An 18,549-nucleotide genomic window follows, 5' to 3' on the forward strand; every position below is an offset into this window, starting at 1 on the left:
TCTCTTCTATATACTTATAAAATGGTTGTTACAAGGATAGCTCTATATCTAAGCATTTAAGCCGTAGTCGCACTTATGCAGCGTCTTAAGCTTGCGCTTCTATATGCTTTATCAAGGCGGCTAACTGATCTTGGCTATGGAAGAATATCTCGACACTTCCTTGCCCATCTTTCTTATGTTTCAATTTGACTTCAGCACCTAGCATGTCGGTCAAACGCTGTGTCAAACGCTCTGCATCACGAGAGTGAGATTGCTCGGTACGACTGACTTTAGGTGCAGGCTGTAAGATCGATTTGACCAGTTTTTCAGCGTCGCGTACGGTCATGCCGCCATCGATAATTTTTTGCGCGATAATCGGCTGTTGTTCTGAGGATAATGCTAAAAGCGTGCGCGCATGCCCCATATCTAAGGCACTGTTAGCCAAATGATCTTTTACCGTATCGTGTAGCTGATTCAGGCGCAGCAGGTTCGATACCGTCGTGCGGGCTTTGCCAACGACTTCGGCAATCATCGCATGACTCATGCCAAATTCTGTATGAAAGCGCTGTAGTGCAGCGGCTTGCTCAATCACTGATAAATCTTCACGTTGGATATTTTCAATCAATGCCAGCGCAATGGCCAGCTCATCTGATAGGGCACGCTCAATGGCAGGAATGACAGACTTGCCCGCCATTTTTGCTGCACGCCAGCGCCGCTCACCTGCGATGATTTCGTGGGTGACGAATGCCTCGCTTTTGTCTTCGTTGGCTAATAGTGGACGGATAACAATGGGCTGCATCACGCCATGCTGCTCGATAGAAGAGGCCAATTCCATTAGGGCAGTCTCGCTCATATCACGGCGCGGTTGATATTTACCCGCTTGTAGACGTGTCACATCGATTTGCACCAAGCTGATTTGGTCTTCTGCTCCATTATTGTCTGTACCAACGGCACGAGACTTATTGGCAGGTATTTTGCTTGCCGTACGCGGCGAGCGGGCGGTACGACTACCATCAGTCGCGACAGACGCTGTAGTTTTTGCAGCCGGTTTTTCACTGGCTTTGGCGCGAGCAGTTTTGGCAGGCGCACTGGCTTCTTCGCTATCAGCTTCTAGCGCTTCAGCTGGCACAGTGTTGTCACGCGCAGCCATATCATCTTGCAAGGCAGAGGCGGTAATTTGCTTTTCTTTTTTGATTGACCCTAACAAGGCATCCAAGCCTCGATTAGCAGCCAATCCTCTTTTCTTCGCCATGATTACCTATCCTCTAACGCTAAAATAAAAGCCAAATAATTGTTACTGCGGCTTACTCATTGCTACAGCCTGCCCACTATAAATCACTACAGACTCAACCCCGCTGACCATACTAATGTATCGCTAGCACTCAGTTGTCTTGTATTGATATTATTTTGGACTGACGATAATAAATACGATGTTTAATACTATTTTCTGTTTGGTCATTTTCCATTATGACTAGTTTTTGGTGCTTATACACACAAAACTATTGGCTTTTTTATTACTGTTTCATCACTTCAGCAGCCAATTTTTGATAAGCACGCGCCCCTTTTGACCAGCGCTCGTACGCGATAACTGGCAAGCCATGTGCGGGTGCTTCTGCCAAGCGGATGTTTCTTGGAATATGTGTCTTGTACATGATATCGCCAAAGTGCGCTTCTAATTCAGCAGAGACATCGCGAGCCAATGTATTGCGCGCATCGAATAACGTTCTGACGACGCCGCGAATATATAGCTTCGGATTGAGCTCTGTTAGACGTTCAATCGTTTGCGACAAGTCCGCTAAGCCTTCTAATGCATAATACTCACACTGCATAGGAATAATAACCCCGTCGGTGGCGACCAAGGCATTAATCGTCAGCAAGTTTAAGCTTGGGGCGCAATCTATAATCACATAATCATAAGCAGGTTTGTTAGCCGCGATCTGATCATTGACCAACGCTGCCATCGCTGTCTTAAACAGCTCATGACTGTTGGTTTTACTCATTAAGGTGATATCCATACCAGCCAAATCACGATTGGCCCCGATCACATCGAACCCTGCTGGGCTGTTAACAATAGCATCAGATAGCGAGACACCATCCAGCAACACATCGGCTATCGTCAGCGCTAAGTCGTTTTTGTCCACACCAGTACCACTGGTCGCATTGCCTTGTGGGTCTAGGTCAATCAGCAGTACGTGCTTGCGCTTAGCAGCCAAGCTGGCGGTCAAATTTACTGCCGTTGTGGTTTTACCCACGCCGCCTTTTTGATTCGCAATTGCTATGATTTCCATACACTCACTCAATTTAATTAGGGTCTTTACTGTATTTTACCGACTGTCTGTACTATGTATCTGTGACTGCCTACTTTTAATAATTGCCTGTTATTAATAGTCATTTTAGCAATCGCAATCTTTGGCGTTCAGCTTCTTATCACTATAATACACATGATACTTATAATATAAATGGCTCGCTTTGCATAAGGCTTTTTTAGATATTATGCTATTTAAATATCAAGGTAAACGATGTTTCACGACTACAAGGTGCTCATAGCTTAGACATTTTTAGCAGACAATTCAATTAAATGACGACTGTCATGCAGACGTGGCACGTTAAGCTTAATGGTCTTAATATGCCAGTCGTTATCTAGCGCTTGTAACTCTTCATCACTTGGCGCTTTACCCTTCATCGCACATAAATAACCATTATCCGCCAGTCTTGGCTGCGCGGCCTCAACAAAATCGATTAGACTGGCAAAGGCTCTAGAGGTGACCACGTCATAGCTGGCCTCATGCGCTTCAATACGAGAGGCGATAGGCTGCATATTGCTCAAGCCCAGCTCGCTACTGATTTGCTTAATAAAACGAATCTTTTTTTGATTGCTATCAAGCGCCGTACACTGCCGCTCAGGCTGACAAATCGCAATTATTACGGCGGGCAAGCCAGCCCCTGTACCGATATCTAGCAGTGACCCCGACGGCAAATGCGTTATAATAGCCAAGCAATCAATCACATGCTTAATCAGCGCCTCTTCTGGATCGGTGATAGCGGTCAGATTATACGCTTTATTCCACAATAAAAGCTGGTCTAAGTACAATAATAACGTGCGCTGCTGCGTCTCACTTAACGGTAGACTTAGCTCATTAATCGCTTGTGCCAAGGTATTAGCTAGCGCTGGCAATTGCGCGCCAAGCTTTACAAAGCCAGTCGGGTCGATATGGATATTACCCATGTTGGCAGGCGATGAAGTTTTTTTAGCGGAAGCTGACATACAACGAGTTATCCAGTTTTGACATGTGAACCGTCTATTTTATCATGCAGTCTGCCTATTGAATAGTTGCAGATTGCGCCAATGTGAGACATCTTATACTATCTGCGCGGCTATTGAGGCGTTATTCTGCTTTGATGGCATTAAACTGACCCTCTATCTGTTGCTCTTTTATTGATTATTTTCAGTGACGCATCCAATTATGATACAAATCTGCGTTTAATGACTTATTTAAAACACCGCCATATCTTGTAAGATGTCTTATTACCAATTAAAAAATTACTCATTAAAAATTAAGCATAAAGAAACTGTGTAAAAAAATTAATACCTACTCTACCCTTTAAAAACAATTCATTTTTTAAGACGACACACCATACGCCTATGACCGAACAGAAACATGCCCCTATGTCCAAAACATCAAATGACGCTAATATAAAAGACACGACTAATATGGTAACACCCATTGCTGAATTGACCGACCAAACGACAGACGGCACGCAAACAACACTAGATACGCCGCATCCCCTCTTTACTGAGGTAAAACAGCACTGCCTTGTCAGCGCTGAGCAATTAAAGCGCTATAGCAATGCCGATGAGCTGCCGACGGACACACGTACCGCGCCAGATTTGGACGTGGGCTTTGGTCAACAGCGTGCGTTAAAAGCGTTGCAGACGGCTTTGGATATCAAAGCCAGTGGCTATCATGTGTTTGCGGCTGGTGAAAATGGCTTGGGCAAACGCACCGTTATCAGCCGCTTACTGACCCGTATCGCTGCCGATGCGCCGACACCTGATGACTGGGTCTATGTACATAATTTCACCGATCCACGCACACCGCTCGCCTTGCGCCTTCCTGCTGGTCAAGCCTCGCTACTGCAGCAGCAAGTTAATAGTCTATGGCAACAGGCCAAAAAACGCCTGAGCCAGCGCTTTCGTAGCGACCAGTATCAAAGCAAGATTGAAGCCATCAAAAACGACACGCATCAAAAAGAAAGTCAGGCTTATGATGTGCTCAATGCTGAGGGTAAGCAATATGATTTGGCATTGACGTTTCGCTCCTTTGATAACAAAGCCGTGTTTGTCCATCCAAGCCAACTGACAACAGAAACCGATCAAGTCGCGACTGAAAACAATAATGCGGATAATAAAGATGCCAAAACATCTATCAACAGTCAAAACACATCAGTAATCGGAGAAAGTAAGAAAACGACTATTTCTAGCAAAGATGCTACTGACGGTAACGACAACGAATATGGCAATAGTGAATACGAAGCTGAGCTAAGTAACTTCGTGCAAAAGAACCATATGCAAAAACGCTTGAGTCAGCTGACCATCGCCTTAGAGCAGTTAGAAGACGAAGCCAATGACGCCATAGAAGCATTACATCGCAATATTGCACGTCGTGCACTGCAACCTTTGTTTACCCCTATTTATGAGCAGTTTGCCAGTCATCCGCTGGTCGTTGATTATCTCAAAGCGGTATTTGCCGACATGGTTACGCATGTCGAGCGCATCGTAAATGGCGATGATGAAGAGTTTGTGACGGCAGTTCTGGCGACGACTCCGAGCCGTTACGCGGTCAATGTCATTGTCAGTCACACACCAGACAGCGGCGCACCCGTTGTCTTTGAAGATTTGCCGACGCATTTGAACTTATTGGGTCATGTTGAGCAAATCACCCAACTGGGCACGGTGACCACCGATGTCAGTATGATTCGAGCGGGCGCCCTGCATCGTGCCAATGGCGGCTATTTATTGTTAGAAGCCAGTCATTTACTTGAGCATCCTTATGCATGGCAGGGTCTTAAGCGCGCACTACAATCGCGTAAAATCAAACTCTCAAGTCTTGAGCAGATGCTAACCTTAACAGGAAGCTTATCATTAGCACCTGCGCCCATTGACCTTGATACTAAGGTGATTTTGCTTGGCGAAGCAGACTTGTATTATGAGCTATTAGAGCTTGAGCCTGAGTTTGATGCGGTATTTAAAGTACGTGCTGACTTTCATGATGATGTGCCTCGCAGCAGTGAGCACGAATTGGCACTGGTCGCAAAAATGGCCGACATTATTGATTATGCCGACCTCTACCCGTTTGATCGTAGTGCACAAGCCGCCCTACTCGAGCATTTAAGCCTGCAAGCAGAAGACCAAGATCGCTTAAGTTTGCACAGTGATTTACTGATTAAGCTATTGCATGAGTCCAACCGTCATGCACGTTTGAGCGGTAACAACATTGTCAATGCTCATCATGTCACGCAAGCCATCGATGATATGGACGAGCGCTCAGGATACCTGCGTGACCTCTATTGGGATGAGCTCAAAAACGGTCAACAGCTTATCCAAACCACAGGCAGCGCTGTCGGACAAGTCAATGCGCTGACAGTGGTCAGCTATGCCGATAGTGAGTTTGGCATGCCCGCCCGCCTGACTGCCGTTATTCAACCAAATATCGGTACGGGTGAGATTCTCGACATTGAGCGCGACGTGGATTTGGGTGGTAGCTTACACGCCAAAGGCATGCTGATTATGACCAGCTATTTGCGCGCCTTATTTAGCCAACATCATGCGCTCAACTTTAGTGCCTCACTTGCTTTTGAGCAAAGCTACGCGCATATCGATGGCGATAGTGCCACCGTTAGCGAAGGCTGTGCGCTATTGTCCGCTTTAGCAAATGTGCCGATTGATCAGTCATTTGCCATTACTGGCTCTATGAACCAATTGGGCGAAGTGCAAGCGGTTGGTGGCATCAATTCCAAAATTGCCGGATTCTTTGATGCATGCCGCGAGCAAGAATTGACTGGGCAGCAAGGCGTGGTCATTCCGATGGCCAATGTTAAACAGCTCATGCTGCGCGACGATATCATTGCCGCTGTCAAAGCAGGCGAATTTCATATTTATGGTGTGCATACTCTAAGTGAAGCACTGACGTTAATGACTGGTCTACCTATCGATACCGTGAATAAAAAAGGTCGCTATCGTAAAGAGACATTGTTTGGCAAAGTCCTAAGCCGTTTGATGTTATGGGATGAAAATCAAGATAACAATGACGATGACATTGACGAAAAAAAATCCAAAAAGAAAGATAAAAAGCAGCAGAAAGCAAAACGTCAGAAAAAAGCAGACAAGAGAAAAAAACAGAAACGTAAAAACAAGAAAGACAATAATGAAGCTGTGATGGATGATGATCCTAGTATCAATCAAAGCATCGATCAGAGTGTGGATACTGATGATACCAAAATGTCCATTAATGCCATATAGGCTGATGTATAGCGAAATTTAGCCATTTAAAACCACTTAATGAATCAATAGGTTAATTGATGGGATGCCCTAGACGCTACGATGCTTTTCTGCGATGATAAACGGCTAGTGACTCGATAAAGATACCTAAAAACTGACTCGTGACTTCATAAAGGTTATCGCTTAATGACTGTACATCCTGCTAATGCCAACCTACTCCAAACTCAAACAGATGCTATTGAGCAAGCCAATAGCGTAGCGGCTGCGGGCAACAATGTCTCAGAAGACAGCAGCGATAATCGCCACGGCGCAGCAACGACGGCGCGGCAGTGGCAAGTGTTATCACAACTACAGCGCAATCGCTGGGTGGGTACCACGCATATTTATGAGCAGTTGATGATGGCAGGCTTTGATATTAGCCTGCGCACGGTACAGCGCGACCTAAATGCGCTGGCGAAACGTTTCCCTATCGAAAAAAACAATGCCAATCCGCAAGGCTGGCGCTGGCGTGATGATGCACCATTACAAAGCTTACCGCACATGAATCTCTCACAAGCGGTTGCCTTTAATATGGTTGAGGCCAATCTGACCCAGCTATTACCGCCTGTTATTTTAGATGAGTTATTTCCGTGGTTTGACCTAGCACGGCGGCAGCTAAAAAACAGCAAAGTCACCCATTCATGGATAGACAGAGTGCGCATTGAGCCTGCCACTCAGCCATTAATCGCCCCACATATTGACTTGGATAGCAAAGACAATATTTACCACGCGCTGTTTTATCAATTACAAATTAAAGCCTGCTATACCCGTAGCAATAAATCGCAAGCCGGTGAATACATCCTAAATCCCATCGCTATCATTCAACGCGGCGTCATCATTTACCTACTGGCAACTCGCACGGATGATCCAGAGACTGTCATTCGCACATTTGCCTTGCATCGATTTGCCAGCGTCGAGATTTTAGAAACTGCCGCAAAGACTCCCGATAATTTTCACCTTGACAGTTATTTGGACGCCGGTGGTATGGGCTTTAGCCATCCATTATTTCGTGAGCTGTCCGATCATGGCAAAAATATGCCTATTGAGCTACAATTCACCAAACAAGCGGGCAAAAGCCTAACTGAAAGCAAGCTTAGCGATGATCAAACGGTTACCTTGAATGACGATGACACACTGACCATTCAGGCAACAGTGAATTTGACCTCCCAGCTGGTCTGGTGGTTGCGCGGTTTTGGCAATGGTCTCTTAAATGCCAAACCTGAGCTGCTATATCAAGCTGTCTTGGATAAAGCCTTGGATAATCAATGACGCGGATAAAGCACACTTTTTAATTTGATCCTTCTTTATTTTGAGTTCTCTTTATCCGGAGCAATACTCAGTTAATATCAAATCATTTAAATCATCAAAAAATAACAAGGAATATTATGTCGACCACTGCCCCGTCACCACTACTATCAGACAGTTTAAAAGGATTAGGTTTGGATGCGGGCACGTTATTTTTTGCGCTCAACTACGAGTTTACCAAGACTGAACCCAAAGGTATGTTGAAGCGTTTTAAAAAGAATGAAGGGGCGATTGATATCGACTTAGCGTGCGCCTTGTATGACGATAACTGTACTATTAGCGATATCGTCTGGTTCAAACAGCTACGCGATAAGGCCGAATCAGTACGCCATCAAGGGGACAGTCTGAACGGCAAAGACCGTGGCGACCAAGCAATGTACCTAGCCCCACTTGACCAAGAGCAAATCAGACTCTACTTGGACAAGATTCCAGCACATATCACCCATATTGCCTTGCTTGCTAACTCTTACCACGGTCATGCTTTTTTTCGAGTCAAAAAAGGTGAGATTCATTTAAGTGATGATGAAGGCAACCGCTGTTTTGAGGTTAATCTAAAGCAACTGCCGCGAGATTGCTCTACGCTTTGGGTCGCCCATTTGCGCCGAGAAGTAGATGATTGGCATCTGACATTGCAAAACCTACCGCTTGCCGCCGAAGACTTAGCCACAGCAGCGCAGCAAGTCGCTCATGAATTGGCACGTGCGCTGCCTATTCCACAAGGCGTGTAACATCAAATCAGGTATAATGGACACAATCTCATGTGATAAAAAAGGGTGCGACGTTCTCTAAACGTTGCACCCTTTTTGTAAACTCTGATTTTTGCAAATTCAAAATAATTACTACGAATATAGTGAGTGAAAAGTAATATCAATATATCACGCACTGCTGATATCCATTTTTCTTACTTGCTATGCCTGCGCAGACAGAGGCTACAAAAAATTGATATCAGCAATACCGTCACATTTTTAAGATATCCTAACTATATTACTTACAAAGCCTCACCGCAATGCGGACAAAAATTCTTTTGCCGCTCATCGACTTCATTTTCACGGCGTTCCAGTTCTTTTTCGCGCAATACCTGTAGTACGATGTTTTGCGCCTGCTCCTTATCTAGCTCAAGCTCACGACGTATTTTCTCTACCATCATCTGGTTCTGTATCAAATCAAAATCGCTATCGACCAGTTGCTCACGAAAGTGCTGCTCTAGCTCTTCACGGCGCTGGTTCAGCTCATTTGCCAAACCCGTGGCTAGAATACCTGCAGGCAATGCGGCCAGACCGACACCCAGTATCGTAATGATCGCGCCCAATATTTTACCGGCATTGGTAATAGGTGTCACATCACCATAACCCACTGTCGTCAGCGTCACTACCGCCCACCACATGGCTTTAGGGATAGACTCAAACTCTTCTGGCTGGGCATGGTTCTCCACCAGATAAATACCACTAGAAGCGGTCACAATCATGATAATTAGAATAAAAATAACGGCTTGAAATGAGCCTTTCTCTTTACTGATTACCACCAATAAAATACGCATCGACGCAAAATAACGCGTTAGTTTAAGAATACGGAAGAGGCGCAAAATACGTAAGAAGCGTAAATCAATTGTGACAAAGAAGTTCAAGAACGCCGGCACAATAGCAACCAAATCAATCAATGCCGAGGGGCTTTTTAACCATTGCCAACGCTGACGCCAAGTGGTGTGATCGGGCTTCGCTTCGGCAACACTCCACAAACGTAGCAGATACTCAATAGAGAACACTACGATGGAGAAGTTTTCAAACCATGTAAAATAATCTTGATAAGGGTAGTACCAACTGTCTACAGACTCCGCAATCACGGCTGCCACGTTGGTCATGATTAGAAATATCAGAAAATAATCGACGTAGCGGCTAAAAAGCGTGTCATGCTCATCATTTTGCAAAATGTTATAAACGAAAGTACGCAAGCGCCGTATATGTTGGAATTGCATGCGGTCCCTATACGGTGTAACACCGATCTTATGATAATGAAATAAAAGTATTAAAGCCTGATTATCGCGCTAAATGACATAATGAAAAGCAGTATCATTATACAAAATTTACGTAATAAATGTAGACGCAAGCCAGCAACATTAACCCCGTCGTAAGAAAGGTGTATTGTAAAAATCGCTCATCGGCACGTAATTGACGACTGAGATTTTGAGCAGGCAATAAAAAAACACCGCATTCTGGGCAACAAGAATCCACTTGGTTTAATAAAGTCATTGAACGTGCTTGTCCGCAGCGCAGCGGCGAGTTACTACAGTAGCCCAGCATAATACACCCTATCCGTCGTCGTTAATTGTCCCTTTATATTAATTTATACCAGCCGTATAAAACTGACTACTAACTTACAGTAACGAGAACTGTTTAACAAATATGTTTTGATGAACCTGTCATTTACACCATAACCTTTCATTCCCTTAAAATTATTAAGGGTTTTTTAGTTAAAAACCTTACTGTTAAAATGGTTTTAATGCTACAATAGCGTTACAATGTTACAAGGCAATCTATAATGATAACATTGTGTATCAGCACTTAATGCCATCCCTCATTAAATGCTTATCGATAACCTATTATTGCGTTGAGGAATCAAACGATGAAACTACAATCCCTAGTTTTAGCTGCTACAACTTTTTTAGCCATGACCACTGCTTTTGCCGTACCTGCGGGCACATGGTCTGTGGCTGCTGGCGCTCATATGGTCGACCCTAAAAGCAATAACGGCACACTTGCAGATGGTACACTTTCTGTAGAAGTTGATGATGATATCCGTCCAACTATCAGCGGTGAGTACTTCTTTGCTGATAACGTCGGTGTCGAACTGCTAGCGGCGATTCCATTCCATCACGACATCACTCTAACCGATGCTGATGGCAATAAAATTGATGCAAAAACTCAGCATCTCCCACCTACTTTATCTATACAATATCATTTCGATGGCTATGACCTACCAATGAATATCAAGCCATTTGTTGGTGTGGGGGTCAATTATACAACTTTCTTTAAAGAAAGAATTTACCTTGGTAATGGTAACGATTTAGAGCTTGATGATAGCGTCGGCGTAGCCGGTCATGTCGGTCTTGACATACCTTTTGCTCCGACTGAAGCCTTCCGTATTGATGCACGCTATATGGATATCAAAACAGATGCTAGCCTAAATGGTAATGACATCGGCGAGGTCGACATCAGTCCTTGGGTATATGGCGTCGCTTTCGTTAAACAGTTTTAATTTATAGTCAAAATATCGCCAATAAAAAAGCCAGATTAATCGCTGGTTTTTTTATGCTTAAAATTTAAGCACAAAAAAAGACCATCCGTAGACAGTCTTTTTATTGTTTATACAGGTTAAAAACCAAAAATCTCTACAGTAAAATACGGCGTGGATCAGCAAGCAAGGTCGCAATATATCGGGTGAATACTGCCGCATCTGCACCATTAATCACGCGGTGATCATAAGATAAAGATAATGGCAGCATGAGGCGTGGCTCAAAGCTCTGGCTACTCTCATTCCAACGTGGCTGCATACTGGCTTCAGACACACCCAAGATACCTACTTGTGGCCAATTTACCAATGGTGTAAATGCCGTCCCACCTAAATTACCTTGGCTTGATATGGTAAAGCTTGCGCCTTGTAAATCTTTGGTGCTCAGCTTTTTATCACGGGCTTTGACTGCCAGCTCGCCAATCTCAATCGCGATTTGTTTAAGACCCTTGTCTTGCACATTTTTGATGACAGGTACGATAAGCCCGTCATCAGTTGCCACTGCAATACCCATATTGACGCTTTTGCGTAAGATAATTTGGCTATTGTCATCGCTTAAGTGACTATTGAAGCGAGGATGCTGGGTCAAGGCATAGGCGGTTGCTTTTACCACAAATGCCAAGATAGTAAAGCCGATACCTTCCGCCTTCATACCGCCTTTTAGCTCACCGCGTAGCTTTTCTGTCTCAGTGATATCGGACAAGTCAAACTGCGTCACTTGTGGTAGATAGGTATTGTAATTGAGCTGCGGTATCGAGACTTTTTGTAGACGGCTCAGATCCTGCACTTCTGTCTCGCCCCAGATTTCTGCATTACTCATATCAGGTAAGCTTGGTAGGCTTGCTCTGGACGCAGTGCCACTACTAGCAGGTGCAGCTTGCTTATTGGTCAGGCTTTGCTTCACATGGGCAAATAAGTCTTCTTTTAAGATACGTTCATTAATTGCAGAACCCGTCACTTGACTGATATCTACACCTAGCTGCCTTGCCAACTTACGCACGGCAGGACCAGCATAAACATCGACCAACTTCTCATTCACCTGAGTTTCAGTCAGTTTATTGTCCGCTGATTGAGTCGGTGTACTGGTTGACGTCTCTTTTACAGATGCTTGCTTTGGCTCAGCCGCCGCCTGCTTTTGGTCATTTGAGCTGGTTTGTTTGTCGGTTTTTGACTCAGTTTTTGATTCATTTGCTGATTTATTGGCACTATCCGCCTCTGAGCCACTACTAATGATGACGATAAAATCTTGACCATTGGCAACCATATCACCAGCTTCGACCAGTATTTTCTCAATTTTCCCTGCTTCTGGTGCCGGTACTTCAACCGATGCCTTATCAGACTCAATCAGCAAAATAGATTGGTCAGCGCTAACCATGTCACCGACACTCACCATGATCTCAGAAACTTGCGCTTCATCCACACCTAAATCAGGCAGTGCATGAGTGGTCGCTTTCCCTGAGCTTGGCGCAGAGTCAGCAGCGCTATCGGAGACAGAAGATGCTTGCTCGTCTTCCTGTGCTTTTTCTTTATCGTCGTTTTCGGCATCTACACTATCCGCACTTGCCGCATTATTTTCAGGAGCTTGCTGATCATCTGCCTCAGCATCATTGCTCTCATTACCGCTGTCTTCACTATCAGTGCCAGTATCACTATCTAACTCAATCAGTACCATGCCTTCACTGACTTGATCGCCAACTGCAACGCTGATTTTAGTGACTGTACCAGCGGCAGAGCTAGGTACTTCGACTGAGGCTTTGTCAGATTCTAATAAAATAATGTTGTCGTCTTTTTCGATGACGTCGCCAACTTCTACCATAATTTCGCTGACTTCGGCGCTATCAACACCCAAATCGGGGGCTTTAATGTCCATGATTTATCTCCTTGTCTTATGGTTATTATTCTTTGACATCACCATCATTGAGTAAAGTCGCATCGGCTTGATCTTCAGAACGGCCTTCACTACTGATTTCGTCATCCTCTTCCCCAACGAACTCAGGGACAGGATGCGGGTTGACATTATCAGGCGCTGGCGCATCTGGGAAATGATCATAATGAGGCTGTTGCTGCCATGCAGGTGGATGATCTACATCGATACCGAAGCTAGAAATGGCATCTTTGACCAAGCGCATTTCGACTTCACCTTCATCAGCCAAGCGTTTTAGCGTCGCTACCACAATGTGAGCGGCGTCGACGTTAAAGAAGCTGCGCAATTTCTCACGTGAGTCTGAACGACCATAACCATCTGTTCCTAGCGTGGTATAAGGACGACTGTCAGGTAACCAACCACGAATCTGCTCCGAATAGTTACGCATATAGTCCGTCGCTGCCACTACGATACCTTCGTGCTGGGCCAATTGCTCAGTGACCCAAGGCACCTTTTCTTCGTCCATTGGATGCAAGCGATTGTAATCATCACACGCCATACCATCTCGAGTCAGCTCGTTAAAGCTGGTCACACTCCAGACGTTGGAGGTGATATTAAACTCATCTTTTAGAATCTGTGCTGCTTTTTGCACTTCACGTAAGATAACGCCCGAACCCAAGAGCTGAACCTGACTTGAGCCATTGTCTTCTAGCAAATACATACCGCGTTTGATACCTTCTTCCACCCCTTCTGGCATGGCAGGCTGCTCATAGTTTTCATTCATAAGCGTCAAGTAATAATAGACGCGCTCGCCTTCTGCGTACATGCGGCGCAAGCCATCATGCATGATAACGGCCAGCTCATAACCAAAGCAGGGGTCATAGCTGACGCAGTTTGGTACGACGTTGAACAATATCTGCGAATGACCGTCTTGATGCTGCAAGCCTTCGCCATTCAGTGTCGTACGACCAGCGGTCGCACCCAATAAGAAACCTTGTGCTTGGCAATCCCCTGCCGCCCAAGCCAAATCGCCCACACGTTGGAAACCAAACATAGAATAATAGATATATAGCGGAATCATCGGTAAGGCGTTGATCGAATAACTGGTCGCGAGCGCAATCCAAGCACTCATCGCCCCAGCTTCGTTGATGCCTTCTTCTAGCATGTGACCGTCTTTGGCTTCTTTATAGCCCATCAATGCTTCGCTATCTTCTGGCGTATAGGTTTGACCGATAGCAGAATAAATACCCAATTGACGGAACATACCTTCTAGACCAAAAGTACGCGCTTCGTCAGGGACAATGGGTACTACTCGATCTTGGATATCTTTGTTTTTTAGCATGGCTGCCAGCAGGCGTACGAACACCATCGTCGTCGATTGCTCTTTGCCATTACTACCTTTTAATACGCGGTCAAAGATGGACAATTCAGGGATATTTAAGGGGATATGCCCACTGCGGCGATTGGGTAAATGACCGCCCAAAGCTTCGCGGCGCCCTTTTAGATATTTCATCTCTGCTGAGTTTTCTTCTGGACGATAAAACGGTAGCGTCTCTAGCTGCTCATCCGTAAAAGGCAAATCAAAGCGATCACGGAAGTACATCAAGCCCTCTTGATCCAGCTTTTTGATCTGATGCGATTTGTTAACGGCTTGGGCTTGATCCGACAAGCCATAGCCTTTCACGGTTTTGGCTAAAATCACCGTTGGCTGACCTTTAGTTTTCATCGCTTCACTAAAGGCGGCGTAAACCTTCACTGGGTCATGACCACCACGATTTAAGCGTGCGATATCATCATCAGACAACGACTTGCCGACTTCTGCTAGCTCAGGATATTTGCCAAAAAACTCAGTGCGAACAAACTCAGGATCACGAGCTTCATATAACTGATACTCACCATCAACCGCTTCTTCCATGCGATATTTAAGCGCGCCAGAGTCATCATTGGCTAGCAAGGTATCCCAGTTGCCACCCCAAACGACTTTGATAACTCGCCAGCCAGCACCGCGGAACACAGATTCTAACTCTTGAATAATCTTACCATTACCACGGACTGGTCCATCAAGACGCTGTAAGTTACAGTTGACCACCCAAATTAGGTTGTCTAGCTTTTCGCGGCCCGCTAGAGAAATAGCCCCTAAGCTTTCTGGCTCATCTGTCTCGCCATCGCCCAAGAAGGTCCAAATCTTACGACCTTCATCTTCGAGCAATCCGCGATTGATCATATAATTATGCACGTGCGCATGATAGATCGACATGATAGGACCAAGGCCCATTGATACCGTAGGGAACTGCCAATAGTCGGGCATCAAATAAGGATGCGGATAACTTGATAAGCCTTTGCCACCGACTTCACGACGGAAATTCTCAAGCTGCTCCTCGGTCAAGCGACCTTCTAAAAATGAGCGGGCATAGATACCGGGTGCAGAGTGACCTTGGTAGTAAATCATATCGCCACCGAAGTGATCGCTTGCCGCACGGAAAAAATGGTTGAATCCCGTTTCATAAAGTGTCGCACTAGAGGCAAATGTCGCTAAGTGACCACCTAGATCATCGTCGTTTTTATTGGCGCGCATGACCATAGCAAGTGCATTATAACGAATCAAAGCGCGTATCTTACGCTCCATGCCTAGGTCGCCTGGGTACATCGGCTCATCTTCAACAGCGATACTATTGACGTACGCAGTGTCTAGTCTGTTGAACGGCAGTCCTTCTTGAACCGCCATATTGTATAAGGCTTTTAGGAGAAACTGAGCACGGTCCTTGTCTGCGTGTTTAACCACAGATTCAAAGGCGGCCAGCCATTCCTGTGTTTCGGTGCTATCGGCATCCTTGTAATAATTCATCTTTGTTTGTCCTTTTATATCAGTCATACCTACCTATCTAGACGGTAGGGCTTTGTTAAATACTGGTGTGAAGTGAGATATCGGTTTACTTATGACTTCCTTGCTATGTCCAAGCATTCCCTTGTTTCATACGGTGAGGTACAGCTAGATTATACAAAATAGTGCCACTGAGAATTGACATATGCGTCAAATGGACGAAACTACAAAACAGATCATACTGTTGTCCCTGTATATTCAGTCATGGATGATTTTGACACTCTATTATAAGCGTTTGCGAGGGAATTGTTTATGGCTGTAGAGAAATGGATAAATAACAAGTATTTTTTAAATAAATAATGATTAGTTTTTTTAAAAATGACTATTGATCACTCACTAAATTGTATTTATTCAACCTTACTGGATGCATAAAAATCAATATCGTTTTTATAGTAGCGGTTCGGGTTTCTAGATAGATATTTATTTAAGAAAAATTTTCTGCTATTCATACCCTATAAATAGACTTTCGTCTCATTTTTGTATATTAATTGTCATTTAAACATTATGCTTGTCACAAAACCATATCCAAATTCCATTCTTGCTCCTGGAGCTATTATGAACCCGTCTATTACACCATCGACTCTAAAGTCAAGAGTAACGCGTTGGATAGCTCTACCATCCCTATTAATACTGCTGCCTAATTACTTAGCTTTTGCAGCACTAGCTTGTGATGCTGGCTTTATAGCTGACAACTTTTCTGCTCCTGACTATGAAAGATTAGCTCCTATTTCAGTGACACCTAATCCTAGAACCAATCAAACTATAGACGGTACAGGTACTGAAAGCTACTTGATTGCATCAAACTCACTAGTTACTAATGGGTCCTTAAGTCCAGGATCAACAAATATTTATCAAATATCCCAATCTGATAATGTTCCATTATTTCAGTTCACTCAGGACTACGCTACTAAGGAAACAACACGTACTGTCTCTTATACTTTTAATAATAAATTTACTAACCAATCTCAAGCTTTAGATAAACTCAGCTTAAGCATTTATGATATAGATACTAATCTTTATGGTTATGACTCCCAAAGAAATGCATATTTTAGATGGTTTGATCAAGTGACAATAACTGGAATAACCAGTACAGGAAAAATATCTCCTATTCTGCAATCAAAAGGTAGCGGAATAACTGATTCTGCGCCCTATCGTCAAAAAGTTACAGCAAGCAGTATTGCATGTAGTGGTTTAGACGAGAACTGTAAAGTTTCAGTATCTTTCGATAAACCTGTAATTGGTGTGGAGGTGGTTTATGGAAACAATACTGATCTGAATTACACTAATAATGGAGTTGCTAATAACGACCCTAGCGCGCAAATTGTTAAAATTAAATTTGATAACTACTGCTATCAACCGCAGCCGCGTTTAACATACACAAAAGCGCTTTCGACTTCTCGTAAAACGAATACAGATCAATTTACTGTTCAGATTAAAGACAATGCAGATAATTCGGTAGTTACGAGCGGTATTACTTCTGTTACTACAACGGGGACGAATAATACTGTCACGACTGGCACAGGTACTACAGGAACTTTCAAGGTTAATCCTACCAAGACCTATACATTGACAGAAGCAGTCTCAGGATCGACAAATTTAGCAGATTATACTGCCTTATATGCATGTAGAAGATCCGATGGTACATCCATTAGCACTTTAGACCCAAAAAACCTCAAGCTAACTTACGGAGATAACTGGACGTGTACAATCACAAATGATAGATCTAATTATGTCTTTTCAGGTATCGTATTTAATGATAACGGCAAAATTACATCTCCAACCAAAGATGATGTATCTGATACATATCTAAATAATAGCCTTTACTTTAACGGTAAGTATGATTCACCAACTGAATCTGGTATTCCATTTACTACTGGCCACACCATTACTCTAAATAAATGTACAGGTGATAGTGGCACATTTTCACCTCAAACGGTGAATATCAATAGTGATGGCACCTACAGCTTTAATTTGACATCTGCACAAGTTGGTAGTTACACAAGATTCTGTGTCACTCAGAATGAACCTAGTAATTATGCTTATTCTGTAGACACGACAAGCGATGTGCGACAAATAGATATTATTAACAGTCAATACAACTATCCAAATAACAACTTCGGTGATGTCATTCAAGAGAATGCCTCTTTAGTGCTCATAAAGAGCCAATATGTCCATAACTGTAGCTTAAAAGACTTATCTACCATTGGTGTCAATTACGATGGTAATGCTGACGCTGCATATAGTAAAAAACCGATATCTAACATCGTACCAGGACAATGTATCGCTTATAGAATTGAGGCCGTCAATCGAGGTAATGTTCCTTTAACAGATATTGTCATTACGGATATTCTACAGAGTAAGGGAGACTCTAATGGTTCGCTTGTGACTTCTACTTTAGCCAGTCCTACCCCTATTGGAGAAAACAACAGTGTTCCATCCTTTGCCTCTAATTCAGTAGCTATTGGCAATAATGGAAAGGTTATAACCAACAGTTTTTCTTTAGGCAGCTCCACCTCTAATCGTCGCCAAGCTATCCGTTTCAATACTAAATACGATAGTACTGTAAACTCTCAGTAGCTATTATCTATTGCAACTCTAGATTATTACTATTTCCTTTTCTAATACAAAAAAAGCCCTGTCTTCTTAGACGGGGCTTTTACCGTTTGGTCATCTCGAAATACCATTTGTCGTCTTTAT

Annotated in this window: 11 protein-coding genes; 5 read left to right on the forward strand and 6 right to left on the reverse strand. The window is 43.9% G+C overall.

Going from position 1 to position 18,549, the window contains the following annotated elements:
• Nucleotides 1–85: 85 nt before the first annotated feature.
• The 3 genes from ACSUPM_RS08410 to rsmG form a co-directional block, all read right to left on the reverse strand.
• Nucleotides 86–1,231 (reverse strand): ParB/RepB/Spo0J family partition protein, encoded by a 1,146-nt coding sequence (locus ACSUPM_RS08410; RefSeq protein ID WP_201575783.1) that lies wholly within the window; start codon nucleotides 1,229–1,231, stop codon nucleotides 86–88.
• A gap of 262 nt (nucleotides 1,232–1,493) precedes the next feature.
• Complete coding sequence (locus tag ACSUPM_RS08415) at nucleotides 1,494–2,267, reverse strand: ParA family protein (RefSeq protein WP_037025999.1); 774 nt, start codon at nucleotides 2,265–2,267, stop codon at nucleotides 1,494–1,496.
• A gap of 260 nt (nucleotides 2,268–2,527) precedes the next feature.
• Nucleotides 2,528–3,205, reverse strand: a complete 678-nt coding sequence (rsmG, locus tag ACSUPM_RS08420) for a 16S rRNA (guanine(527)-N(7))-methyltransferase RsmG (RefSeq protein ID WP_374190023.1) — start codon at nucleotides 3,203–3,205, stop codon at nucleotides 2,528–2,530.
• A 441-nt stretch (nucleotides 3,206–3,646) separates the two neighbouring features.
• Between rsmG and ACSUPM_RS08425 the strand changes: the two genes are divergently transcribed.
• The 3 genes from ACSUPM_RS08425 to ACSUPM_RS08435 all read left to right on the forward strand — a co-directional run bounded on the left by ACSUPM_RS08425 (nucleotide 3,647) and on the right by ACSUPM_RS08435 (nucleotide 8,550).
• Entirely contained in the window at nucleotides 3,647–6,499 is a 2,853-nt protein-coding gene (locus tag ACSUPM_RS08425; RefSeq protein ID WP_227693153.1) for an ATP-binding protein, read from the forward strand.
• 165 nt (nucleotides 6,500–6,664) lie between these two features.
• The gene (locus ACSUPM_RS08430; RefSeq protein WP_201566224.1) at nucleotides 6,665–7,786 is read left to right on the forward strand and encodes a helix-turn-helix transcriptional regulator; all 1,122 of its coding nucleotides are present in this window, start codon (nucleotides 6,665–6,667) and stop codon (nucleotides 7,784–7,786) included.
• 116 nt (nucleotides 7,787–7,902) lie between these two features.
• Nucleotides 7,903–8,550 (forward strand): TerD family protein, encoded by a 648-nt coding sequence (locus tag ACSUPM_RS08435; protein WP_025651789.1) that lies wholly within the window; start codon nucleotides 7,903–7,905, stop codon nucleotides 8,548–8,550.
• 260 nt (nucleotides 8,551–8,810) lie between these two features.
• Here ACSUPM_RS08435 and ACSUPM_RS08440 read toward each other — a convergent pair whose 3' ends face one another.
• Nucleotides 8,811–9,794, reverse strand: coding sequence for an ion transporter (locus tag ACSUPM_RS08440; RefSeq protein ID WP_201566225.1), 984 nt, complete (start codon nucleotides 9,792–9,794; stop codon nucleotides 8,811–8,813).
• 647 nt (nucleotides 9,795–10,441) lie between these two features.
• On the opposite strand from ACSUPM_RS08440, the gene ACSUPM_RS08445 reads away from it, so the two are divergent.
• The gene (locus ACSUPM_RS08445) at nucleotides 10,442–11,074 is read left to right on the forward strand and encodes an OmpW/AlkL family protein (RefSeq protein WP_173239503.1); all 633 of its coding nucleotides are present in this window, start codon (nucleotides 10,442–10,444) and stop codon (nucleotides 11,072–11,074) included.
• 133 nt (nucleotides 11,075–11,207) lie between these two features.
• Here ACSUPM_RS08445 and ACSUPM_RS08450 read toward each other — a convergent pair whose 3' ends face one another.
• Nucleotides 11,208–12,977, reverse strand: coding sequence for a 2-oxo acid dehydrogenase subunit E2 (locus ACSUPM_RS08450; RefSeq protein WP_201616271.1), 1,770 nt, complete (start codon nucleotides 12,975–12,977; stop codon nucleotides 11,208–11,210).
• A 25-nt stretch (nucleotides 12,978–13,002) separates the two neighbouring features.
• Nucleotides 13,003–15,816, reverse strand: coding sequence for a pyruvate dehydrogenase (acetyl-transferring), homodimeric type (gene aceE / locus ACSUPM_RS08455; protein WP_436879844.1), 2,814 nt, complete (start codon nucleotides 15,814–15,816; stop codon nucleotides 13,003–13,005).
• A 591-nt stretch (nucleotides 15,817–16,407) separates the two neighbouring features.
• On the opposite strand from aceE, the gene ACSUPM_RS08460 reads away from it, so the two are divergent.
• Nucleotides 16,408–18,429 (forward strand): hypothetical protein, encoded by a 2,022-nt coding sequence (locus tag ACSUPM_RS08460; protein WP_436879845.1) that lies wholly within the window; start codon nucleotides 16,408–16,410, stop codon nucleotides 18,427–18,429.
• Nucleotides 18,430–18,549: the final 120 nt, after the last annotated feature.

The organism is Psychrobacter okhotskensis (genome assembly GCF_965638355.1).
Classification (GTDB): Bacteria; Pseudomonadota; Gammaproteobacteria; order Pseudomonadales; family Moraxellaceae; genus Psychrobacter; species Psychrobacter okhotskensis.